The organism is Candidatus Sysuiplasma jiujiangense (assembly GCA_019721075.1).
Taxonomy (GTDB): Archaea; Thermoplasmatota; Thermoplasmata; order Sysuiplasmatales; family Sysuiplasmataceae; genus Sysuiplasma; species Sysuiplasma jiujiangense.
Window position 1 is genome coordinate 58,691 of record JAHEAD010000001.1, and the last position, 22,578, is coordinate 81,268.

Consider the following 22,578-nt stretch of genomic DNA (forward strand, 5'->3'; position numbering starts at 1 on the left):
GGAGCACAACCGAACGATTATTTTTGCTCAGTAGTATCAATTGCTATTTAAGCGTTATATGTTTTTTCATAAAAGGAAGAACGATACCAGGAAGCGGCAAATGACTGATCCGCGTAGCGTCCGCACAACTAGTTTTTAGCGATGGCTTCCCTCCCCGACTGTATCTCTGAAAGATAAGTATTTACAACATCCAGCGGTTCTGACGATCCGTAAATGCTCCTTCCCACTATAAGTGCGTCAGCTCCATTTGTTATAGCCTCCCGCGCATCACCGCCCTGCGCTCCAACGCCGGGAGCAAGTATGGGCATCTTCCCCAGAAGGCTCCTGAAATGCTTTATGCGTTCCGGTCTGGTTGCAGGGGCGACTACACCGTCAACCCTGAGCTGGACGGCCATACCGGCGAGTTCATCCGCGAAGCGCTGGCCAAAATCTGCTGATCCGGGATTTGACATTTCAACAACGAGGAATACAGACGCACCATGCGCACTGTTTATGCATGCCTCCACCGCATCAATGCCTGTGAAACCGTGAACAATAATGCCGGACGCCCCGAGTTTTACGGCAGCCGATGTCACCATAGAATTTGTATGCGGGACATCAGATACTTTGAAATCGCAGATTACGCGGAAATGGTTGGATATTTCAGTGATTATCTGTGGTCCGTTGGCCAGAATTATAGGCCAGTTGAGCTTGATTGCATCAACGTATTTCCCAACAGTATTGACAATATTCATGGCCTTCCTGTAATCCGTTTCATCCAGCGCAAGTATCAGGCCCCTATTGAAATTGACCTTCGGCATGAGAGTACACCATTATTCATCAAGAAATTCTATCAACAATATATTCGCAGTGCATAAACCTTTTGCCGTTCTGTGAGCCTGGTGGTCAGTACCTCAAGACTGCAGATGCGGTTCCGCATCTGAGGAAGCAAAATTTATATTTCCCGGGGAGGACCTATTTCAGTGACAAGTACATTCTCTCCTCATCGTAATATCTTTGGTTTCGTTTCACTGCATTAGGCAGAACGCCCATGCTTCTGAAACCCAACCTTGAGTAAAGGCGCCTCGCTGTTACATTGGTGGTAAATACGTCAAGAATGATCATTTCAAAACGATCCCGGGAGGAATCTATCGTCCTTTTCAATAGCCTCTCACCTATTCCTATTCCCCTGCTGTCCCTGTGGATGGCTATTCCAAGAGTTCCGATGTGCGATACACATTCCCTCACAGTCATCGCCCGAATCTCACACAGCCCGACAACCTTTCCATTTCTTTCTGCGACCGATGCGAAACCGTCCCGTTTGATTATGTCAGAGTAGAGGGCCGAGAACCATTTTATCTCATCCTCATAGGTGGGTTTCGAATTGAACAGGGTGAGACCTAAATCAGGACTGTGCTCCAGTTCATCATAATAAGAATAGTAGTTTTCCACAATGTCATCCATGTCGTTCCAGTTCAGCTCCCTTATCACGCAGTCTGCCTTTTCCATTTGAACACCGCATTTGGCCGATCCTGTTTTATCGGCAATGAAAGTTTCTGCGTATAAAGCACATATGCTCTGCAGGCTGACACTGCTCATGCCGGGAAAGGCAGATGATGCAACTGTTTTTATCCCCGGGAGCATAATTGCAGGATTGGATGAGATTCGAACAAATCGATGTTTCAGAGGAGCTCAGGAAAAGACTCAGACTGTCTATTGAGCAGGATGTGGCGGGAGAGAGAAGGTTTGGAATTCTATTTTCCGGTGGACTTGACAGCAGCATACTCGCCTGCATGGGTGCCGAGCTCGGCGAAGTCGTTCTCTATGCAGTAGGGACAAGAGGATGTTTTGATCTCAAAGCTGCAGAGATCCGTGCTGCCAAACTGGGACTCCCTCTGAGACAGATTGTTGCACTAGAAAATGATGTTATTTCAAGCTGCGATGAACTGGTCACAATTTTCAACAGATATCTGAAAAGGATGCCTACCAGGCTCGAGCTTTCAATCTTTTCCCCGATGGTTATGGCCATGAGGAACATTGAAGAGGGAACTGTTCTCTCCGGTCAGGGAGCCGATGAGGAATTCGGCGGATATAACAGATATATGAGCATGAAAGCAGGAGAACGCCGACATGCAATGGAAGAAGATCTCAGAATGCTCCTTGACGAAGGGAGGAAGAGAGACAGCGCAGTGGCGGCTGCATACGGAAAGAGGCTCTTGATGCCATTCCTTGGAAATGAAGTTGTTGAATTTTCACGTCAGGTTAGGGACTGTGAAAAAGTAAGCAATGGAGAGAGAAAAATCGTTCTCAGAAGAGTTGCCTTCTCGCTGTGTCTGGATGCCTGGGATGCACCGAAGAAGGCGATGCAGTATGGTTCCGGATTTGAGAAGGTAATAAAGAAGCGGTATGAGTGGAATGGCGGCTGACTACATGGTTCGCCTGTACTCCACCTGCAGTGTTTCGACTGCGGAAGTGCCTTCCTTCGGAAGCTGCTCCATTGTTATGAAGTGCATCATATCAATGCGCCTTATCGTTCTGTAGTCTATGGATGTTGGCATCTCAAGCAAATTGAAGAGGAATTCATCTCTCTCTTCCTCGTATTCACATACATATTTGCCAGTCTTCTCTCCATCCAGTTCCCAGTTTCCGCAGACATTATTTCCCTCCATCCATATTTCGAAGGATCTGTTCCCTATCTCCTCATCATTGTGGAACATCCTGGATTTGCAGTAAATCCTGCCCTCATCATCGATCGAGCATAGCAGCCTGTCCTCGTACCTGCTTCTCGAATCCCTGTTACCTATCTCACCAATCCATTCTCCTTCAAGGAAACTGAGTCTCCTCAGGACCCGTTGAGTCTCCCTGTTACTGCCGGCCATTCATCAACCACCCGTATTCACACGCTGCATTCCACGTGAGCTGCTGTCAGTGTATTTAATAAATTAGTAAACCTAAAACTTATATTACATTAACTGGTATGGCAGACACGGTGAGCTAATTGGCAAGACAGAAATATGCAGCAGTGCCTCTGAAATACAAGGAAGTAGAAGGCATTTCGGCAAAAACATTCGCGGAACATTTCAAACTGTACGAAGGATACGTGAACAAGACAAACGAGATTTATGAAAAGATAGCAGGAAATTTTGCAGACCCGTCAAAATCTGCAGGCACATACAGTGAGTATGGAGAGGCAAAGAGGCAGCTTTCATTCACCCTCGGCGGAATGTGGAATCACAAGCTTTATTTTGGAGACTTTGAAGACGGAAGGGGTACAAAACCCTCTGACGGGCTGCAGATGGCGATGACAGAGGATTTCGGTTCATTTGACAAGTGGAAGGAAGACTTTGTAGCTACCGGAATGGCAGCAAGAGGATGGGCAATGCTTTGCTATGGCCTTGATGATGGGCACCTTCACAATGTTGTTCTTGATGCTCAGAATGCCGGCTTTCCGGCAACAGTCGTACCCGTGATCCTTATGGATGTTTACGAGCATGCTTATTTCATAGACTACGGTACAGCGAGAAAGCCGTATGTAGAGGCGTTCTTCAAGAACATAAACTGGAACAGGATTTCAAAAAGATTTGAAAAGTGTGTCAGAATGCACAAGGTATGGAGCGAGTGATTCACGCAACTGACAAGTGACTGTGCAGCCGGAAAACCTTTTACCTGTTTTCACTTGTCTTAGGCAGCGGAAACATCTCATTTGATCCTCTCAAATATATCTGCCTCCTGCTCCCTTGGCGGTTTTTCCTGCTCCTTCTTCCAGAATCTTCTGTAAACTAAGAAGTAGTTGAGCAAGATGGAAAGCAACGTAATACCGGAAATCAGGAAGGGATTGAACTGTGAAATGCCCGTTGCATATGCTATAATGCCAATCAGAATGAGCGCTTCGAACAGCGCCAGTGTCCAGATGAAATAACGGAGGAAATCGCGGTATACCCATTCGCGCCAGGTTTTTCCGGTGGCATCCAGCGCGTTCACTTTCTGTATTTCCTCGGGTTCCTCATACTGCCCGATTGTGCCATTTTTTCCTGATCCTGCAGCAGGGCTGGTCACCCGTCTCTCCTCTCATTCAGATGATTGCAAAGAACGGGGCCCCTCACTGACTGCGCCTCCTGAATACCCTGAAATTCCGGATAAGAGCGATTGTGCCCTGATTATAGAGCGGTATGACGATCAGAGCGAGCAGCAGAAGAATCAGACCCGATCCTGAAACAATGTATCCGATTGTGAGCACCTGGAAGGGTGAGAAATAGACTGAAACGGCGGACGGGCCTCCTCCGCTTATCTCATACATCAGGTCACCTATGGAGCGGTAGGACATGCTTGTATTGCTGGCCGCATATGATACAAGGTCCGGAGCCGTTTGCCATCCTGAATTAGAGCCTGATGGCGGAACGAAAATCAGGTAGTTCTGATAGCCGAAGTCCAGCATTCCAGGCAAATAGATGCGATAGTCTGCATCGCTGATCTTTTTTGTGCTGAGGAGCACATATGAACCATTGCCGTATGACGCATTGGTGGCAGCAGTATGGCCCGGGGCAATACCCCAGCCGTAATCGAGCATGTTAAGCCTTGCAGACAGGTTTATCAGTTGTTCATATCCTGTTACGATCTGAATGGTGTGGACAACGTAAGCCCTTGATACGGGATGCATGTTCTCAAACAGCGCGGAGGATGAACTGTTTTCAACAAGCCTGAGATCCTTCTGCCCGTAGAGGAATGAGTAATTCCAGTAATCTGCACTTTTGCTCAGAAAGACATATTTGACGTCCATGAGAGACAGTAAGTTCCCAAGATGTGTGATGCTGTTTCTCTCATTAAGAATTGAGGACATCAGCGACGAGAAGAGACCGCTTTCTCCCTGACCCGAGAGATAGGTGTCCTGACCACCGTAGATCAGATTCTGGCTGAAAAATTGATTGAAAGGAGATGCAAATTTGGTGCCGCTCCAGTTATAGTACATGTAGCCGTGCCATGGAAGGACCAGCACTGAGTAGTCGGAAGTGTTCTGATTCATCATATCTTCCGCCTTATACCATGATGCGGGATACTGGACAGACGTCAGCTGCCCGTCAAAGGAGCCGACCTCCATGTACGAATAAATGAAAGGTGAAATGAGTATCATGACAATCACGAGGACGATGATCGCCCGTGCCGGGCCCCTGATTCCGCTCGCATTGAAGTGAAGATGCTTTCCTTCCAGTAATGACTGAAGCTGCAGAACGCTAAGGCCGCCAAGAAAAGAGTAGGCAAACACCAGCAGTGCGACAAATTTCTGAGGCTCCCTGAAGCCGTTGAAGAGGGGGACGTTATCATAGAGGAAAGTGTAAAGGCCGGAGGTAAGCGGTGAGGAGAGTCCTGTAGCGAGAACCACAGACAGTACTGCTGCAATTGAAAGCGATATGCAAACAGGCCCTTTTCTGCTGTCCTGGTAATAGGAAAGGAGACCATAAATAGAAAGGAGCAGGAAGAAAAGGAAAACCAGCAGGAGAGAGGGAAAGGCTGATATTGGATATGGATAACCTGTGCGGAAAAATCCATACATTGCGGCGACACTGAGCATTGTGTTGTTTAATACAGTTGGTGTGGACTCAAACGCTATTGCATCCAGGAAACTGAACGTCCCAATTATCTTCTGCGTGGAGTATGCAGAATAGAGAAGCCAGTAGGCATTAAGGACGGCGAGGACAGATACCAGAAGAGCAATCGCCTTCACTTCAGCAAACAGACGTGATGAGAACCGATTGCGACGTATGTAGAAGAGCTGTGTAACAAAGTAGAGGGCAGAGAGCGCCACGTCGAGCACAAAGGTGTGTATATCAAAGACAACAACCACAGAAAATACAATCGAAGTCTTTGCAGCGTGCTTCCACATACCTTTGCTTTCCGCATTGTCGAGAAGTTCTATAAAATAAAGGAAGGCAAGAGGTGAAATTGAATAGGCGAAGAGCAGGCCCCATGCTCCAGCAAGCATCCTTGCGTAGACAAAAGGATTTACAACATAAAGTATTGAGGCAAAATAACTGGACAATCCATTCAGTCCAAAATGCCGGCTGAAGCGAAACATCGTAAATCCTGAGAGGAAAAAAATCAGGAAGAGAAAAATCTTTTCAACAGCCCATCCCGGAATGATGCCGTACAGCAGGTATTCGAACACGGCAAGGGCGTTTCCGCCGCCAAGAAATGGCGACAGGCCATAAACCCCGGACAGCGGGACGCGCGGGCCGAAGACCATGTCAGTTACAAGGATGTAGCCTTCATTCAGCAGCGGACCCAGGATCAGTAGAGACAGCAGTGAGAAGACTGCAGCTGGAATCGCATATTCGGACAACAGTGTCCGGTGTTTTGCAGCTTGGTCCGAAAGCCAGACGTATAAAGATGAAAAGAAACGTCCGAGTCTTCCCGATCTGTGGCGTGGCCTGTCCAGATAGCCGTCAATAATCATCAGGAAAACACCCGCAGTCAGGCAGTAAAAGAAGACAATAGCGATGTCGTTGGCCGAACTCGTGTTGCCTATTGACGATTCTACCGCCGACGATACAAGCAGGACAAGAGAAAGTGCAACAAGATATCTAGGATCTATCCTGTACATTACATGGAGAACTACGAATGGAACAAGAATGGCGAGAGCAACGGCGTTGTATATTTCCATTTAATCCATCTCATGCAGAAAACCCAGCAAATAGATAAATGAGTCCGTCAGTTCGGGCAAGCATCGCCGGTTACGCGATGTCACATTGTTTCTGCGGGCAGTATACCCAAACTTTATTGATTACCTAATTTATAGTCTGGCCGAATACTTTCATGCGCATATTCAGAAAATCCGGAAAGTGGTCCGGCCGGCCGAAGTTTGCATCTGAAATTCTGGCACTGAGTGAAACCGCAGGGAATGGCGCTGATACAGAAAAACATACAGCGAAGGCGGACAGGCTTTTTGTTGACAGGGAAGGGAATGTGAGCATTTTCGAGACTTCGTTGATTGAAGACAATGTTATCGCGAAGGGTGATCTCTGGGTGGGAAAAAATGCAACCGTAAGCGGCAGGATACAGGTTGAGGGAGACCTCATCATGGAGGCGAATTCCAGGATCCTGGGTTCTGCATTTGTTAAGGGTTCCGCGCATTTCAAAGAGAACGCAGTGATAGCTGGGGAAGTAGACATCGTCGGTGCGGTGTACCGCGGAAACAATCCTCCGGAACACATGTTCAGAAACAGGCGAAGGGGGCTGCACGCAATGCAGTTTAAGTCCAGCATGGAAACTGCAGGCGTGGAAAATGAAATTGACAGGCTTATTGACACCGAAAAGCTCCAGACGGGGACGCTTGTCATTGTACAGGAAAGGAAGACAGACCTTTCCTACGGACTGATCAGGAAGTTTGCCGGAGCAGGAACTGCCTGCATGATAATAGGAAGGGAGCCGCCGGAGAGGGTACGATCCGTCAGGATGATTGATATCGAGGATGAACAGGTTTTATGGCTTACGACACTGGTAGGAAGAAGGTGCGTGAACCCGACACACCTCGGCTCGATACAGAATACCATAGGTCATTTCATTGACTCAAGCATCAGGGGAATTATTCTGGTTGACGGCATAGAGTACCTGATTTCAAATAACGGCTTTGATGCAGTATTGAAGTTCATAAACAAGATTGAAGACATGATAATAACGACCGGAACAACAGTTGTAGTTTCGATAGATCCCAGGACACTTGATGCGATGCATCTTGCGCTGTTTGAGAGGGGTGCGGAAACCATTTACAGGCAGGATACATCAGAGCAGGATGAAGAATCCGGTGGCGAAATTGAGGAGAGGCTGAAAGAGGAAACAGTGAGAAGACAGCAGCTTGAGGACAGGCTGGACGAATATCTTTCAAGGATCGAGAATGCGATTATGGCCGTTAAGGCAGGAACGCAGATAAGTTCGGAAGACCATATCCTCAGCATAAATGAGCTCGAGGATGCCAAGGAAGTGATCAGGCAGGAGATCGGCAGACTGGAGGAGAAACTGAAACAGCGGGAAATTGAACTTGTCCGTGTGCTGGAGCAAAGGATAGAATCGCATGAGGTGAAGACTGATAAAGATACAAAGATGGAGGAAATGGAAAGGCAGCTCAGGGACAATTCAGAGCTTCTGCTGAAAGCAGTGCTTCTGGCGGAAAAACTTTCACTGAAAGGAAGAGGAGAAAGCACGGTCGGTCGCGAGAAGGAAATAGATTTGAAATGAGCGGCCTATCTTTTTCTGCCGATTCTCAGTTTCCGGTAGATATAAACAGATGAAACAACTCCGGTGAAAAACGGAATAAGGAAGGAAGGGAGAAAATACAGGAACGGGATGTTCTGGGCGACAGTGAAGACAATGTAGGGACCGGTACTGTTCACTGTGACCAGATAGACACCCGGTGTTGCTGAAGGTATTGTGAAAGGAATGCTGAAACTGCCGCTGGAATTTACTGTTAATGAACTGTCAGTATTCAGATGGTTCCACTGAACGGATAAGCTTTCTCCCGGTTTGAAGCCTGTCCCGCTAACGATTATTCTTTCACCGGCAAAACCGGTATAGGTGTTTGATGTGAGTGATGGAACGACCATAATGCCCACAGGGGCCGAATTGATGCCGTTCGCCTGTAATGCCGAAATGAGCGTCAAACCGCCGGGAACCTGCGGCAGCCGCAGGTCTCCGTTCAGCGTACCGTTGCTGGATGTCATAATTGTGCCTATTATGCCATTGCCGTCCAGTTCGATATCAACCTGTGAATTCGGTATGAAAAACATCCCGTAAATTTGTAACTGAGAGGATACAGCAATCGATCTGTGGATGATGTCGATGACCGGTATTATTACAAAGGAAACAGTGTTTGAAACGAGTGAATTATTCGACGCAAGCATAAGTTCGTAGTAGCCGGATAAAACGCCGGGAATGTAGAAGCTGATTTCCACATGGCCTTTGCTGTTTGCTTCTCCCGTCTCATTCGGCAAAATTTTTCCGCCGATATAAAGACTGACGCTGCTGCCGGGAGAAAAACCATAACCCTGCACTGGCAACATCTGCCCCGGGCTGCCGTTTTTGCTTTTTATTACCAGAGTGGGCACGTTTACAAAGAAAAATGCCGATGCATTGGGCGTGCCGGATGAACTGGCAGTTACCTGATGGTAGCCATATGACATTACAGGCACGGCCAGTGCAACAACAAGGCTCCCGGTAATATTGGCAACCCCTGTATAGCTGACTGATGAGTCCTCCCATTCCACATTTACATTCTGGTTTGCAGCGAAGCCGGAAAGAAAACCGGTGATCACCTCTCCGACGCTGCCGTTATCCGCTCCGAGAAGGAGATGTGGAACAACAGATCCATGGCCTATCTCAGCTGGTTGCGCAATAAACCTGACGGAATAATTGCCGAACGGAAGAGCAGGAAGAATAAGTTTGAGGTATCCGGCACCATTCGTATCCGTCAGCAGGCTTGTGCCTGCATACGATCTGTTACCTATCACCACATTGCCCAGGCTTTCATTTTGAAAAAATCCACCGGCAAGGATGGTTACTCGTCCGCCGCTGTAGGAGCTGGCAGGATAGGCAAAAATTGACGGATTCACTCCCGGAACGGATACTATACCGGCATCACCCAGTTCATAAGTTGTTCCACTGCCATGGATTGAGAGGGAGAAGGGTCCTTCCGTTAGATTGCCCGACAAAGTGAAACTGAAATTGACTACCGTTCCGTTGGCGGAGATGTTATAGGGGATATTTGAACAGTTCAGAACATTGCCGCTGTGGTCCGTAACAGAGGTTGAATTGGAAGGAATCGGTGCTGAGGGGGTAAGACCGTAAATCTCAGGTATGACCACTACGGAGTTCACTTTTCCCGGCGTAGACACGGGTGCATCGGAATTGATATAAACCATTTCCGGCTGGGCAGAAGATTGAGCTGACGCGGCCGGGTATCCGGCTGCCGCCGTTTCAGGGGTAGCACCGTTTTGCCCGTGCATCTGAGAGGCCGGCACCGTCAGTTGATATGCCTGCCGGGGCTGCAGGTTTACTGCAGCTGACATCGTACTGCGCGGCATCATAGGCGCGACCGGCTGTGCAATCGAAATTGCAATGACGATTGCGGCGATGATTTTGAAAAGAGCAACCGACAATTTTCCATTCACCCTTCAAAAACGAACTGATTCTCCGATTCCGACGCGGATCATACTCTCTGCACTTATTTGTAACGGCAATCATATCCGCATCTGAAAATCAATAGTGATAATGACTGCTTTAAATATAAAACCAATTGCCAGTGTCCCGATCGCCGGTAATAGTGCAGCCGAACAAGGATCCGTTGCTTGAATTTGAAAATCATAGAATCATTTCCGGGGAAGTATACCTGGTTGAAGAGCAGAAGCCTAAACTCTTTTTTGAATTCTGTTCTGAAGCCGGTCTCCAGGGAACAAAGATATTGCTCATAACACGCGTCTATCCTGAAAGGATCAGGGCAGATTACAGCATCGGAAATTCGGCCATAATCTGGCTCACCCATGTTATCGGCAGAGATTACATAGAACCTACCCAGACAAATCTGATCCTCAAGAGGATCACCGCCTTCATGAAGGAAAATGCGCCCTGCATAATAATGCTTGACGGAATAGAATATCTCATCAATCAGAACAATTTTGATCTCGTGATAGGCTTCCTTAATCATATCAGGGACCTGGTAATCATCAATAATTCAGTCCTGATGATATCAGTGGACCCTCAGACACTCGATAAGAGGGAGCTGGCGCTCGTGGAGAGAGGGATGACCATTATCAAATCAGGTGAATCGGAAGGAAGGGCAGGTGCAGTGTTGACGCTTGAGTCGGGAAGCGTAAAGGTAATGCGCAGCCCTTCCTCGAAGGTATAAGGCACAATCCTGGAGATTATGTCGATTTTCGCCTGTACATTTCAAAAGTGGCTATTGCAACAATTGCTATGGCAGCAGAAAGAGGTATCACCGTAGCCGAAAACAGACCGATGATCCCGCTCTGAGCACCGGAATTGGCGGTGATATTGAGGCTCGTGATCGTCCCCGGCGTATAGACAGCCACCATTGTGTAATGACCTATATCTGTAATGTTGAAAGTGGAACCGGAAAGGGACGATTTGAATAACACCATCGCAAGAGATGCTTTGTCTTTAAGAGCAAATCCGTTAAGTGTGAGAGAAAGATGCTTCGAAGTCGCATTCAGCAGATTTCCGCTGAAGAGAAAGACTGCTGTCGTGCCGTTTGATCCTGTCAATCCGCCAGGAGAGGAAAGCCGTATGTCGTTATGCACAAGTTTGACAGGCAGGACAGATTGCCCGTTCAGGTTATAATCCATTTCATATCCGTACGATCCGGACACCAATGCAGCCGAAGCAAAATATGAAACCGTCCCCTTTGAGACACCCTCTGCCAGAAGATTCATTGCCGAGTTAAGATTGGTTACACCAGCGGCAACCTGAAAGGAGGTCAGGTAGGATGACGGAGGCAGCGAAGTTTGTATCTGGTAGGGGCCGACGGAATCAAATAGGTTTGACTGATTTATTGTCAAATTGGAATCGGATGACATCAGGTAACCTGTGAAACCCAGGCTCCCGTTATCATAAGTCATTCCCATGAAACTGCTCTGAACATCGGGTGAAATAAATTTGCTGGCGGGCTGGATGTCCTGGTTCAGGGTAACGGAGCTGTACACCGTCTGCCCGAATGAATACAGTTGTATTACTGCCTGAGGGTCATCATGTATGAGCAGAAGCATTGAGTCCGAATAAGCGTAGAAAACCGAGCCGCGCACCCCGCTTTTCAGCGTGTTCAAGGATGCCGACTGAAATGTCATCTGGGAGAACAGGAGGGATGAAAAATTGGAAACAGGTTCCTGATCCACCTTGAAGTCAAGAATCTGGATACCGGAAACATTTTTGCCTGAAATGCTGCTGCTGTCGGGGCCAAAAACGAAACTGACAAAATTGCCGGAAACAAAAAATGGGGAAGATCCGGTATAATTAAAAGGAGAAAACAGCGGACCGGAGACCGGACTGCCGGCATACGAGCTGTTGATAATCGATGTCGCGCTCAGGACCGACTGGCTGTTTTCCCCCGATGATGTCATCGCCGATGCTGAATGCCCGGTTCCACCGGCCGAAAGTATCAACGTGCTTCCCGCAAGCAGAATTGTGATGGCAAGAGTGATGTAAATTGTTCTCCTCTTTGAACCGGTTGAATCAGACATGATTACCTTTGTCCGTTGCAGCCTTTTGATTCACTCTAGACACTATATAAGGATTTACAGATTTCTGCCCTCCCGGAGAAGTGAATCCGCAGATGTCAATTGACAGCGATGCGGATGACCATTGCCGGTTCGCTCCAAAATTGCCCCCGGATTTCGTCCAGGTTACCGGGTGAATTGTTACGAGAGCATCTCTGGGCAGATGCATCAAGTAATTAAGATTAAAGAAGCTTATTGAATGCAGAGTGTGCACCGTGAGGGGTTTTAATGAATGATCTGGTACTGCTTTTAATATTCCTGGTTGTCGGCTTCTCGCTTCTCCTTTTCATCATATCACTTCTGAGTGCAACGAGAATGAAGAGCTGGAAGACAGTTTTCCTTTCCCTCGCATTTGCGTTCTTCTTCATCAAGGGCCTCTATGTCCTTTATCTCACGGTTTTCACAAATTTCTCGAATCAGGGATTACTCATTACAACAAGTGTGCTCGACCTTGCGATACTCTTTTTCATTTACGCTTCCGTGCTGAAATAGACCGGTATCAGAATGGATAAAGATCCCCTGTCTCTTGCCACGAGACGAAAAATATTCGAACTTATAAGCCAAAAACCGGGGAGTTATGCAAGGGAAATCGAAAGAGAACTTTCACTTCAATTTGGCGTGATACAGTATCACCTGAGTGTCCTGGAAGAGATGAAGATTTTGACCTCCGTGGATGACGGCTTCAGGAAGAGATACTATGTCTCCGGGGAAGTGAGCAGATATGACAGGGAGATGCTTTCCGTTCTGAAACTGAAGACGCCAAGACGTATCGTGTTATTCCTTGTCCAGAATGGAGACAGCTCGTTCGAAGATATCCTTTCACAATTTGATTTTTCAAAGAGCGCACTTTCATTCCACCTGAAAAGGCTCCTTCGGAGCAGAATAGTAAGTGAGAATGTCTCCGGAAGCGGCACCACTTACGGGATAATCAACAGGGATGAGATTATAAGAGTGCTTATAACATACAGATCGTCCTTTGTGGATAACCTTGTCGACAGCTTCATTGATTCCTGGCTCAGGCTCTGATGACTCCGGCAATTCGAATGCAATAGTTAAAATTCAAACGGCGTATTGACTCTCAGGGTGCGGGAAATGGACGATACAGGACCTGACAAACTCGATCGTTCTATACTTCATTCGCTTCAACAGAATGCACGGAAGAGTTACAGGGATATAGCCAGGGAACTTGGTGTTTCGCTTAATACCGTTTCATCGAGGATCAGGAAAATGGAAGAGCAGGGCACAATAAGGGGGTATTCAGCACTTGTTGATCCTTCGAAGGCCGGCTATGACATGACAGCAATAATCGGAATACAGATTTCAAAGGGTAAACTGATGGAGGTTCAGAAGAAGATTTCAGCCGACAGGCATATTTCGGCGGTTTATGACGTAACAGGCGAATGGGACTCCATCATAATTGCGAGGTTTACGAGCAGATACGATCTGAATTCCTTCATAAAGAGAATACTCACAACAGAGTATATCGAGAGGACGCTGACACAGGTCGTCCTTAACACTGTGAAGGAAACTTATGAGCTGCCTGTTTGAAAGGCCGTCTTCAGACTTAACGGAATTTTCCGCACCACCCCCCTGCTCTGGCTAGGTTTGTTCATCTGCAGGATAAAAAAAAGCATAGAATGATGAAATTCGATTTTTGTCTAGAAAGTTAATTAAATCCTGATAAGGACAATTGTCCTCGGAGTTTGAAATACCTACGGGTGCATAAATGAACAGGATAATGATACTCTTAGCAGTCGCAATTATGATTGTTTCCGCTGTCCTGGTGGTTGTGCCTTCGAACGCTGCAGCGTCCTCCAGCACGATAACGGCAAATAATGCATATGGAAATCTGCAATCCAGGTTTACCGTAAACGGCGCACTGTTCTACGGTGTATACACAACCGGCAATTCAGCCGTAATAATTTCCATACAGAACAGGTCCACGGGAAACATTGTGGCTACAACGTCAATTACGGAACCTTCCAGTGGAGCTTATCAATCCTGGGTTTCCTCAAATTTCAATTTCTTCGATCTGACGGGATACAGCCTCGGAAGCTATGTGATGAACGCCTCCATAAATGGAGCTGTTGTCGCAAGCACTACGTTCAGTGTATTTAATCCTGTTTACACGACGTCTGTAGAATTCACGCTCTCTAACTTCTCGACACCAAACCAGTATTTCATTGACAGCGGCTACATTTATGCACACACGAAATCCGTTGATCAGTTCGGCAATCCGATGAGCGGGAACACCAGTGCCGGCCTTCAGCTTTTCTTCACGATGGGGATGTCCGGATCAGGCAACACTTTCAATCTCGGAACATATTCACCAGACGATTTTGGCATCGTTTTAATCAGTTTTCCGGCATACTACGGATTCAGCGGCTATGGTGCATATAATCTCACAGCTTATTTTGCAGGAACACCGAGCGGTTCGACCCTGAATAATCCACAGACCGGAAATTCTACCTATTTCATAATGAGCAATCAGATAACGATCTCCCCTCCTTCCACGAACAATGTATACGGGCAGGGGCTGCTGCTGAAGTTCTACGGCCAGTTTGAACCATACAATGGTTATGTAAACGCAACGATAACGAGCCTCAGCACGGGCCAGAGATATTTCGATTTGACGCAGAGCCGTGTTTACAGCGGCAACTGGAATGCATCCTACTATGTTAATTACAGCGTACCCGACGGCCACTACATATTCAATGTTACTGAGACATCAAACGGGTACTTGTTCTACTCCAATGTCATATCATTCCAGGCAATTTCAATCCAGGCGTACCCCAACCAGTTCAACTATCTGCCCGGTGAGCCTGCGGTAATTGACTACACCATTACAAATACCTCCAACAATGCACCTGCAAGTAATGTGAGTGTAACCTATACTCTGAACTACACGACAAGCAATGGAAAACAGAGTGAAAGCGGAGTTGTCACCGGCGGAGTGCTCAATGTGATTATACCCGTTACTGCACAGTTCAGGTCAAAGGTGACCGTAACGCTTAATGCAATTGACAGTTTCGGCCACACTGCGTCGACAACTGTTGTTGTCGGAGTCAACGACCTAGCGAGCTACGTCTATACTGGCGCCTCAGCATATTACCACGGTGAGCCCATCACTGTCTATGTCGGCGCATTCGTATCACCATTCCGCGCCTTCCCCTCGTCACCTGTCACGGACGCCCTGGTTTATGCAAATATCAGCTTCCAGGGCACTGTTCTTGGCAGTTTCAGCCAGAGGGGCCTGACAACGGACGGAAACGGGCAGGCCTCGTTTGTGCTGCTGTTTCCGGGCAACGCAACGCTTGGGACATACAGCATCAACGTCAGTGTGAGTGCCTATGGATGGCAGAGTCTGGCGGAAACAACGTTCGAACTTGTAAAACAAACGGCACAGTACTCGCTCGTCCTTGTGCCCTCGGAGGAAGCTTATGTCAGCGGCTCAGACTTCAGTGCAACATGGGAGCTGGTGAGCAACGGAACAGCATTGACTGGAGCTTCAGCCTCATATTCAGCCACAATCAACAACGGGGCGATAACTGCGGGAACAAGTTCAAACGGCCTGATTAAATTCCAGATACCTGCAGGCGATTACGGAACAATGACACTTTCGGTCCTGGCGGGCGATGTGAATGGCAACAGTGCTTCAGCCGTAATCAATGTACCTGTCGTCGAAGCCATGCTTGTAATAAACACGGGTGGAACATTCTACCTGCCCTCGCAGACAGTACAGGTATCATACTACATCGTCGGAAACGGATTTAATGCGCCTGAATACTACTACACGGTGACCGACGGGAATGGTTATACGGTGTTGAGCGGAAGCACCTTGAAAACCTCCTTTACATTCAAGGTGCCAAAGGTGCCAGCCGGCAGTTACACCATAACAGTCGTTGCGGCAAACGGCAGCTCGGGCAGAACAATAACATCATCTGACGCAATATTTCTCCAGTCGGGATTCCAGATATTCTTTTCACTATCCAGCTCCAGCTATGTCACCGACACATACACGCAGGGAAGCACTATAACCATCTACTACCGTATCGACACATACCAGCAGTCTTCAGCATCGCCGACTTACACGCTTCAGATTTCAATCCTCGGAGTTCCGGATTCATCGGTCACGCTGACTGTCGCATCGTCACAGGGCAGCATCAGATACAATGTCCCCTCATCGATTGGAAACGGCAATTATATTATTTCCGTGACGGCAATAGATGACAATGGACTTATCAGCTCTGCACTTCAAAACATGGCAATTTCGAATGCACAGCCTGTGTGGAACTACAACGTAATAGGCGGAGTAAGTCTTGGCTCGGTATTATGGGGACTGATAACACTGATTGCACTCGGTGTTGCATTCATGGCCTATACCGGAAGGAAAATGCATCCCAGGGATCTTGGAAGAAGCGGGAAGAAGGAAGAAACCGAAAAGAAGAATGACAGCCCTCAGGATTCAGGCAAACAGGAACAGAAATAAAAGTGTCCGCAGGTGAGCCAGTGTTGGCTCACTCTATTTTTATTGCGCCGTATCCGACAACATTTTCCATTGGTTCGACCTGGCCGGAATGGCCATAGGAGAGAAGTGTTCCCTTGGTTGAATCCACGGCTGAAAGCATTGCTGCAACGGGACCGTAACCACACATGGTTATTCTTTCACCGATGACTGTTTTGACGAGTCTGACAGGATCGAGGGCAAGTATCGATTCTATCGCCTTCATGTCTTTCACCTGAGCAGAGGCTGCAGGCACATAGTGAGAGAAATCACTGGATGCAATGATTACGGCATCCTTCCCTTTCAGTACTCCGGCAATTCTTGACCCAAGCGAAATTGCGGTGTCCACATTCTGCGCTCCCATGCATACTGGTAAAAATTCAAAATCGCCCGATAAAAACTGCAGGAACGGAAGCTGAACCTCTATGGAATGTTCGGATGCCTGGGATATGTCATCGAACTGAATATACCCGCCTTCCAGCATTTTTGATGTATGCATGTCCACTCCGACCTCACCAAAAGGCGTAAGGTAGTTCTCGCTCGACAGTGCCGTTGCCGGCCAGTCCGAATAGTGGTTTGGACCAATGACGACTATTGTCTCAGGAATGCCATCCTTCCAGAGCTCAAGATATGCATGGGCAGCTATTTCCCCGGAGTACACGTAGCCGGCATGCGGAACGACCATTCCCCTGATCTTTCTGCTGCTGCCTCTGTTATGCTCATCTGGAAGCTCGCCGGGTCCCCGGCCCGAGAGAAAGCACCTTCTGATGTCTTTCCTCAATTTGGCAGGGTCGGCATCATAAAACGTTCCGGAAACTGCAGGAAATCTCATAGCATGTATAACGACAGCCGGGCGTAAAAATGATTCCAAAACGAAAACTGGATTTCGGGCAGAAGGAGACAGAACTTTGCTTTTCTTAATCAGATGGTCGCTTCGTAGTCGTCTATCGTGGGAGTGAACTCCTCATCTGATTTTACAGTTCCTCTTGCCTTTAGCACTTCCCTGGTGAGTAGCCAGTAAATGCACGCGAGCGCCCTCCTTCCCTTGTTATTGGTCGGAATGACTATATCGACGTTTCTGGTCTCGTTGTTTGCATCGCACAAACCCATGATGGGTATGCCGATGTTGAGCGCTTCATGCAGCGCCTGCTGATCGGCAGCAGGATCGGTGACGAAGAGCACTTCGGGTTCCGTGAATTCGGGAAGATTGGGATTCGTCATGGTGCCGGGTACAAACCTGCCCGGAAATGTTTTTGCGCCAATCCTGTCGCCAAAGAGTTTTGACGGCTTCTGGCCATACTGCCGTGCCGATACCACAAGTATGTTTGAAGGCTCGAATCTGGAAAGAAATTTAGAGGCGATCCTAAGCCTGGAGTCAGTCTGCTTTACATCCAGAACATAAAGACCGTCGCTCCTGATCTTGAAGATGAACGACTTCATATCCGCGCTCTTCTGCTGCGTTCCAATGTGAACACCTGACGTAAGGTAGACGTCTTCAGGTATCAGAAGATCTGTTGCGATCTGGGTCTGCTCACCTATCATTTAATTCCGTCCTCATTAATTGTTCTTCTTCCGTCTAACTGTCATCGGTATTAAGTTTTTGCTGAACTCGAGCATTGAAATGTCAACAGGATCGATAAGCTCCCGGGGGACCTCAATCAATATCGGTGCGCCCATCGATATTTGAAGTGCCCTTGCTCCGATTATTCTTGCTCTTTCAAATCTCGTGTACTGCATGGTATTCATAAAGTCACTTCTGGTTTTGGGATTTACCGATTATATGCTCATTTTATAAGTATTTCGGCAGTTTTGCTGGCTTACAGGAGAGCTCTTCAGATATAAACCTGAGCATGAGATGCCTTCCGGCTCAATAACTTGCATTATAATACGATATTCGTAGTATATTATATTTTTATACACTCGCCTTATAGAATTTGAAATAGCATATCGATACTTATAAACAATAAGATTAATTTGCACAATAATATTATTATTTCTCCTTCTCCACTCTGAGACTCGATCTGGCTCCAATCTGGTTCATTCAAATATACGATCCATACATTCGACTGACAGGTGTCATTTATGCCAAAGGTTCCCGATATCAAAATTGAGCCCCCGGGCCCTGCCGCCAGGGAGATAATAGCCAAAGACGACAGCTATGTTGCGACCACCACCAAATCGCTGCAGATTGTCGCCAAACGGGCCAGGGGACTTGATGTCGAGGATGTGGATGGAAATATGTTCCTGGACTTTTCCAGCGGAATAAGTGTGCTTAACGTAGGGCACTGTCATCCCAGGATTGTAGAAGCAGTCAAGAGGCAGTCCGGGGAACTGATGCATTTTGCAGGAACGGATTTTTATTATGATATCCAGGCTTCACTCGCCCAGAGACTTTCGGAAGTAACTCCAGGCACGTATGAAAAGAAGACGTTTTTCAGCAACAGTGGGACCGAATCCGTAGAGGCGGCAATCAAAATCGCACGCTGGTCCACCCGCAGATCTAGAATGATCGCATTTATCGGTGCGTTTCATGGAAGGACAATGGGCTCGCTGTCATTGACAGCCAGCAAGCCCGTTCAGCAGCAGAGGTTTTTTCCTGGCGTGCCGGGAGTGACACACCTCCCTTTCGCATACTGTTACAGATGCCCATACCATCTGGAGTATCCTTCCTGTGATCTTTGGTGTGCAAAAACGCTTGAGGAGACATACTTCAGCACATTTGTACCTCCAGACGAGGTTGCGGCGCTATTTGGCGAACCCGTCCAGGGGGAGGGTGGATATGTGGTTCCGCCAAAGGAATTTTACCCTACCATACACAAAATCATCAAGAAACACGGAATTCTCTTTGCTGATGATGAGGTCCAGGCGGGGCTTGGAAGAACAGGGAGGATGTGGGGAATAGAAAACTGGGGCATACAGCCGGATATAATGTCAATGTCGAAGTCCCTGGGATCCGGGATACCCATTGCCGCCACCGTCTTCAGGAAAGAACTTGATTTCGGTGTGGAGGGATCTCATTCGAACACCTTCGGAGGAAATCTGGTGGGCTGTGCCGCGTCTCTTGCAACACTCGATGTAATTAAGGACGAAAGGCTCGTAGAGAATTCCGCAAAGATGGGCGAATATTTCAGGAAGAGACTGGCTGAGCTTCAGGAGAAACATGAAATAATAGGTGATGTCAGGGGCCTCGGTCTGATGATAGCAGTCGAATTTGTCCGAAACAGAAAGACAAAGGAATTCGCTGTCAAGGAGAGGGACGACATCATCAATGGAGCGTTCAAGAGGGGACTGATACTGCTTGGCTGCGGCAAGTCAGGCGTCAGGCTGATACCTTCTCTGAACGTTACAAAAGAGCAGATTGATACAGCAACAGAAATAATCGACTCGTCGATTAGTGCCGTTGTAGACTGATCACTGGAGCATTTTTCTTGAGATTACAAGGCGCTGTATCTCACTTGTGCCTTCATATATCTCCGTCACCCGTGCGTCACGGTAGAATCGCTCTACCGGTGTTCCCCTTATATAGCCAAGGCCGCCATGTATCTGAACAGCCCTGTCGGCCGCCATATTCGCTGTTTCCGAAGCGTATAGTTTTGCCATGGACGCGAGCAGGGAGAAATCCATTCCCTTATCCTTCAGGCAGGCGGCCTTGTAAAGCAGGAGTCTGGATGCTTCTATCCTTGTAGCCATATCGGCAATCATCCACTGGATTGCCTGAAATTCCGAAATCCGTTTGCCGAACTGCTCCCTCTGTTTTGAATAATCTATCGCTGCCTCCAGCGATCCCTGAGCGATGCCCAGACTTTGTGCCGCCACGCCTATCCTGCCGGCATCAAGCGTGGAAAGGGCAATCTTCATTCCCATTCCCTCTGTTCCAAGCAGATTCTCTTCAGGAACCTCACAGTTGTCCATCTTCACAGAAACCGTGCCGGATGCATTGAGCCCCATTTTCTTCTCAGGGGCAGATACTCTAAAACCGGGAAAATCCCTTTCCACTATGAAAGCACTCAAGCTGTGTGTCCTGTCGGAATGCCCGGTCCTTGCCATAACAAAAAATGTGTCTGCCTTTTCACCATTTGTAATATAGAGTTTCTCACCATTGAGGATATAACTCTTCCCGTGTTTTACCGCAGTCGACCTCTCATTTGAAACGTCAGATCCTGCAGTTGCCTCCGTGATGCAGTATGCACCAAGCCTCCTGCCTGCCGCCAGCTCAGTAACATACTTCATCTTCTGTCCCCCGTTGCCGTACTTCAGAAAGGGATGCAGGACGAGCGAGTTATGCACTGAAACGATTATCGACACGGAAGCACTTATCCTTGCCAGTTCCTCTATAGCAAGTGCATAACTAACGGTATCCAGATCGCTCCCGCCGAGTTCCTGCGGGACCTGCATTCCCATGAGACCAATTTGAGACATTTTAGGAATCAGCTCTACGGGAAAGTGCATTGTTTCCTCGATATCGGAGGCGATGGGCCTTACCTCTCTTTCAGCAAAATCACGAACAGTTGAAAGCAGCAGCTTCTGTTCCTCATTGAGTTCGAAATTCATGCCTTCACCGTCGTTATATGAAGAGAGATTGATAAAAGATTATTGCGGAAGAGAAGGAGCGGCTGAACCTTTTCGGCCTGATATCACGGCCAGTCCTGCTTCACCCTGTCCGGATATTTTTCCTTATAGTGCTTGTAGCAGTCGTCATCACAGAAGAGGGGAACATTGACCCTGGCAGCTTCAGGATTATATCCGATCCTCAATTCGCAATAGGAGCAGTGCATTACATGCGGATCATCCGGCATTCGATAACACCGTTCATCACATCGTCCTCCAGGTTATTATTCCTTTGCGGTCTATCCGGCAGTGTAACGGGGGGATGCCGATGCTGGTCCGCTCCCGCAATATGTGTGAGAGCAGTGTGGTATTGCCCGCGGATTAAACAAACTTGAAATATCACGCCGTTATAGCAACGACAGGGTGGTTAGATGGATTATGCTGACAAGGACGTACTGGTAAGCACGCAGTGGGTACACGATAACCTGAATAAAAAGGACATCAGAGTCGTAGAGGTCGATTACGACCCCGTTCCAAACTACAACCAGGGTCATATACCCGGCGCGGTACTCTTTGACTGGAAGAAGGATCTGAATAACCAGCTTACGAGAGACATACTCACCAGGAAACAGCTCGAAGATCTTTTCAGCAACAGCGGAATCGACGAAAAGACCACGATCGTGCTTTATGGGGATTTCAATAACTGGTTCGCTGCATATGCTTTCTGGGATTTCAGGTATTATGGTGTGGAAAGGGTCAGGCTGATGAACGGAGGAAGGAAAAAATGGCTTTCCGAAGACAGACCGGTGACCAGGGATGTCCCTTCTTACAGTAAAACGGCATTCCGGGCAAGGGAGCCCAATCCGAAGATAAGGGCATTTATCGGTGATGTGAAAAAGGCGGCGGGCCAGAAAGACTGGAGACTTGTCGATGTCAGAAGCCCGGCTGAGTACACCGGACAGATTCTAGCCCCGCCTGAATACCCCAACGAGGGCGCACAGAGGGGCGGGCACATTCCCGGTGCGGCAAATATTCCCTGGTCGCAGGCCGTTAACGAAGACGGGACATTCAAGAGTGCCGATGAGCTGAAGAAACTCTATGAGCAGAAGGGAATAACGCCGGACAAGAACATTATAACGTACTGCAGGATCGGCGAAAGGTCATCGCACACATGGTTTGTTCTGCATCGTCTGCTTGGTTACAGAAATGTCTGGAATTACGACGGTTCATGGTCTGAATGGGGAAATTCCGTTGGAATACCGATTGAGAAATGAG

At 47.8% G+C, this 22,578-nt stretch carries 22 protein-coding genes; 10 read left to right on the forward strand and 12 right to left on the reverse strand.

The window, feature by feature from the left end:
- Positions 1–128: 128 nt before the first annotated feature.
- Both pyrF and KIS29_00250 read right to left on the reverse strand, forming a co-directional pair.
- Positions 129–800 carry an orotidine-5'-phosphate decarboxylase gene (gene pyrF, locus KIS29_00245; protein ID MBX8638755.1) on the reverse strand — a complete coding sequence of 224 codons (672 nt, stop codon included), beginning with the start codon at positions 798–800 and terminating at the stop codon, positions 129–131.
- A 154-nt stretch (positions 801–954) separates the two neighbouring features.
- Positions 955–1,488 carry a GNAT family N-acetyltransferase gene (locus KIS29_00250; protein ID MBX8638756.1) on the reverse strand — a complete coding sequence of 178 codons (534 nt, stop codon included), beginning with the start codon at positions 1,486–1,488 and terminating at the stop codon, positions 955–957.
- A gap of 149 nt (positions 1,489–1,637) precedes the next feature.
- Here KIS29_00250 and KIS29_00255 point away from each other — a divergent pair, with 149 nt between their 5' ends.
- On the forward strand, positions 1,638–2,405 hold the full coding sequence (locus tag KIS29_00255) for a hypothetical protein (GenBank protein ID MBX8638757.1): 768 nt from the start codon (positions 1,638–1,640) through the stop codon (positions 2,403–2,405).
- Here the strand turns inward: KIS29_00255 and KIS29_00260 are convergent, their stop codons facing one another.
- Positions 2,406–2,858: a hypothetical protein gene (locus KIS29_00260; protein MBX8638758.1), complete on the reverse strand. Its 453-nt coding sequence runs from the start codon at positions 2,856–2,858 to the stop codon at positions 2,406–2,408.
- A gap of 119 nt (positions 2,859–2,977) precedes the next feature.
- Here KIS29_00260 and KIS29_00265 point away from each other — a divergent pair, with 119 nt between their 5' ends.
- Positions 2,978–3,601, forward strand: coding sequence for a superoxide dismutase (locus tag KIS29_00265; GenBank protein ID MBX8638759.1), 624 nt, complete (start codon positions 2,978–2,980; stop codon positions 3,599–3,601).
- Between the two features lie 77 nt (positions 3,602–3,678).
- On the opposite strand, the gene KIS29_00270 is transcribed toward KIS29_00265, so the two are convergent.
- On the reverse strand, positions 3,679–4,035 hold the full coding sequence (locus tag KIS29_00270) for a hypothetical protein (GenBank protein MBX8638760.1): 357 nt from the start codon (positions 4,033–4,035) through the stop codon (positions 3,679–3,681).
- Positions 4,036–4,078: 43 nt separating this feature from the next.
- Positions 4,079–6,634: a hypothetical protein gene (locus tag KIS29_00275; GenBank protein MBX8638761.1), complete on the reverse strand. Its 2,556-nt coding sequence runs from the start codon at positions 6,632–6,634 to the stop codon at positions 4,079–4,081.
- 152 nt (positions 6,635–6,786) lie between these two features.
- On the opposite strand from KIS29_00275, the gene KIS29_00280 reads away from it, so the two are divergent.
- Positions 6,787–8,205, forward strand: coding sequence for a DUF835 domain-containing protein (locus KIS29_00280; protein ID MBX8638762.1), 1,419 nt, complete (start codon positions 6,787–6,789; stop codon positions 8,203–8,205).
- Positions 8,206–8,210: 5 nt separating this feature from the next.
- Here KIS29_00280 and KIS29_00285 read toward each other — a convergent pair whose 3' ends face one another.
- The gene (locus KIS29_00285) at positions 8,211–10,121 is read right to left on the reverse strand and encodes a hypothetical protein (protein ID MBX8638763.1); all 1,911 of its coding nucleotides are present in this window, start codon (positions 10,119–10,121) and stop codon (positions 8,211–8,213) included.
- A 137-nt stretch (positions 10,122–10,258) separates the two neighbouring features.
- Here KIS29_00285 and KIS29_00290 point away from each other — a divergent pair, with 137 nt between their 5' ends.
- Complete coding sequence (locus KIS29_00290) at positions 10,259–10,867, forward strand: DUF835 domain-containing protein (protein MBX8638764.1); 609 nt, start codon at positions 10,259–10,261, stop codon at positions 10,865–10,867.
- Positions 10,868–10,883: 16 nt separating this feature from the next.
- On the opposite strand, the gene KIS29_00295 is transcribed toward KIS29_00290, so the two are convergent.
- Entirely contained in the window at positions 10,884–12,215 is a 1,332-nt protein-coding gene (locus KIS29_00295) for a hypothetical protein (protein MBX8638765.1), read from the reverse strand.
- A gap of 264 nt (positions 12,216–12,479) precedes the next feature.
- Between KIS29_00295 and KIS29_00300 the strand changes: the two genes are divergently transcribed.
- The 4 genes from KIS29_00300 (at position 12,480) to KIS29_00315 (ending at position 16,740) form a co-directional block, all read left to right on the forward strand.
- Positions 12,480–12,743: a hypothetical protein gene (locus tag KIS29_00300; GenBank protein ID MBX8638766.1), complete on the forward strand. Its 264-nt coding sequence runs from the start codon at positions 12,480–12,482 to the stop codon at positions 12,741–12,743.
- Between the two features lie 12 nt (positions 12,744–12,755).
- A complete protein-coding gene (locus KIS29_00305) occupies positions 12,756–13,277 on the forward strand; it encodes an ArsR family transcriptional regulator (protein MBX8638767.1) in 522 nt (173 codons plus the stop codon).
- 66 nt (positions 13,278–13,343) lie between these two features.
- Positions 13,344–13,799: an Lrp/AsnC family transcriptional regulator gene (locus tag KIS29_00310; GenBank protein ID MBX8638768.1), complete on the forward strand. Its 456-nt coding sequence runs from the start codon at positions 13,344–13,346 to the stop codon at positions 13,797–13,799.
- A 178-nt stretch (positions 13,800–13,977) separates the two neighbouring features.
- The gene (locus tag KIS29_00315; GenBank protein ID MBX8638769.1) at positions 13,978–16,740 is read left to right on the forward strand and encodes a hypothetical protein; all 2,763 of its coding nucleotides are present in this window, start codon (positions 13,978–13,980) and stop codon (positions 16,738–16,740) included.
- A gap of 28 nt (positions 16,741–16,768) precedes the next feature.
- Here KIS29_00315 and amrB read toward each other — a convergent pair whose 3' ends face one another.
- The 3 genes from amrB to KIS29_00330 all read right to left on the reverse strand — a co-directional run bounded on the left by amrB (position 16,769) and on the right by KIS29_00330 (position 18,492).
- A complete protein-coding gene (gene amrB, locus KIS29_00320) occupies positions 16,769–17,587 on the reverse strand; it encodes an AmmeMemoRadiSam system protein B (GenBank protein ID MBX8638770.1) in 819 nt (272 codons plus the stop codon).
- Positions 17,588–17,676: 89 nt separating this feature from the next.
- Complete coding sequence (rpsB, locus tag KIS29_00325) at positions 17,677–18,297, reverse strand: 30S ribosomal protein S2 (GenBank protein MBX8638771.1); 621 nt, start codon at positions 18,295–18,297, stop codon at positions 17,677–17,679.
- A gap of 15 nt (positions 18,298–18,312) precedes the next feature.
- The gene (locus tag KIS29_00330; protein MBX8638772.1) at positions 18,313–18,492 is read right to left on the reverse strand and encodes a DNA-directed RNA polymerase subunit K; all 180 of its coding nucleotides are present in this window, start codon (positions 18,490–18,492) and stop codon (positions 18,313–18,315) included.
- Positions 18,493–18,837: 345 nt separating this feature from the next.
- On the opposite strand from KIS29_00330, the gene KIS29_00335 reads away from it, so the two are divergent.
- The gene (locus tag KIS29_00335; GenBank protein ID MBX8638773.1) at positions 18,838–20,166 is read left to right on the forward strand and encodes an acetyl ornithine aminotransferase family protein; all 1,329 of its coding nucleotides are present in this window, start codon (positions 18,838–18,840) and stop codon (positions 20,164–20,166) included.
- On the opposite strand, the gene KIS29_00340 is transcribed toward KIS29_00335, so the two are convergent.
- Positions 20,167–21,306, reverse strand: coding sequence for an acyl-CoA dehydrogenase family protein (locus KIS29_00340; protein MBX8638774.1), 1,140 nt, complete (start codon positions 21,304–21,306; stop codon positions 20,167–20,169).
- Between the two features lie 83 nt (positions 21,307–21,389).
- Positions 21,390–21,551, reverse strand: coding sequence for a hypothetical protein (locus KIS29_00345; GenBank protein ID MBX8638775.1), 162 nt, complete (start codon positions 21,549–21,551; stop codon positions 21,390–21,392).
- A gap of 183 nt (positions 21,552–21,734) precedes the next feature.
- Here KIS29_00345 and KIS29_00350 point away from each other — a divergent pair, with 183 nt between their 5' ends.
- Entirely contained in the window at positions 21,735–22,577 is an 843-nt protein-coding gene (locus KIS29_00350) for a sulfurtransferase (GenBank protein ID MBX8638776.1), read from the forward strand.
- Position 22,578 lies beyond the last annotated feature (1 nt).

Bases quoted from the DNA above. Each gene is read 5' to 3' on its own strand.
- pyrF (MBX8638755.1), bottom strand. From the start codon at position 800: ATGCCGAAGGTCAATTTCAATAGGGGCCTGATACTTGCGCTGGATGAA.
- KIS29_00250 (MBX8638756.1), bottom strand. From the start codon at position 1,488: ATGGAAAAGGCAGACTGCGTGATAAGGGAGCTGAACTGGAACGACATG.
- KIS29_00255 (MBX8638757.1), top strand. From the start codon at position 1,638: ATGAGATTCGAACAAATCGATGTTTCAGAGGAGCTCAGGAAAAGACTC.
- KIS29_00260 (MBX8638758.1), bottom strand. From the start codon at position 2,858: ATGGCCGGCAGTAACAGGGAGACTCAACGGGTCCTGAGGAGACTCAGT.
- KIS29_00275 (MBX8638761.1), bottom strand. From the start codon at position 6,634: ATGGAAATATACAACGCCGTTGCTCTCGCCATTCTTGTTCCATTCGTA.
- KIS29_00280 (MBX8638762.1), top strand. From the start codon at position 6,787: ATGCGCATATTCAGAAAATCCGGAAAGTGGTCCGGCCGGCCGAAGTTT.
- KIS29_00295 (MBX8638765.1), bottom strand. From the start codon at position 12,215: ATGTCTGATTCAACCGGTTCAAAGAGGAGAACAATTTACATCACTCTT.
- KIS29_00300 (MBX8638766.1), top strand. From the start codon at position 12,480: ATGAATGATCTGGTACTGCTTTTAATATTCCTGGTTGTCGGCTTCTCG.
- KIS29_00305 (MBX8638767.1), top strand. From the start codon at position 12,756: ATGGATAAAGATCCCCTGTCTCTTGCCACGAGACGAAAAATATTCGAA.
- KIS29_00310 (MBX8638768.1), top strand. From the start codon at position 13,344: ATGGACGATACAGGACCTGACAAACTCGATCGTTCTATACTTCATTCG.
- KIS29_00315 (MBX8638769.1), top strand. From the start codon at position 13,978: ATGAACAGGATAATGATACTCTTAGCAGTCGCAATTATGATTGTTTCC.
- amrB (MBX8638770.1), bottom strand. From the start codon at position 17,587: ATGAGATTTCCTGCAGTTTCCGGAACGTTTTATGATGCCGACCCTGCC.
- rpsB (MBX8638771.1), bottom strand. From the start codon at position 18,297: ATGATAGGTGAGCAGACCCAGATCGCAACAGATCTTCTGATACCTGAA.
- KIS29_00330 (MBX8638772.1), bottom strand. From the start codon at position 18,492: ATGCAGTACACGAGATTTGAAAGAGCAAGAATAATCGGAGCAAGGGCA.
- KIS29_00335 (MBX8638773.1), top strand. From the start codon at position 18,838: ATGCCAAAGGTTCCCGATATCAAAATTGAGCCCCCGGGCCCTGCCGCC.
- KIS29_00340 (MBX8638774.1), bottom strand. From the start codon at position 21,306: ATGAATTTCGAACTCAATGAGGAACAGAAGCTGCTGCTTTCAACTGTT.
- KIS29_00345 (MBX8638775.1), bottom strand. From the start codon at position 21,551: ATGCCGGATGATCCGCATGTAATGCACTGCTCCTATTGCGAATTGAGG.
- KIS29_00350 (MBX8638776.1), top strand. From the start codon at position 21,735: ATGGATTATGCTGACAAGGACGTACTGGTAAGCACGCAGTGGGTACAC.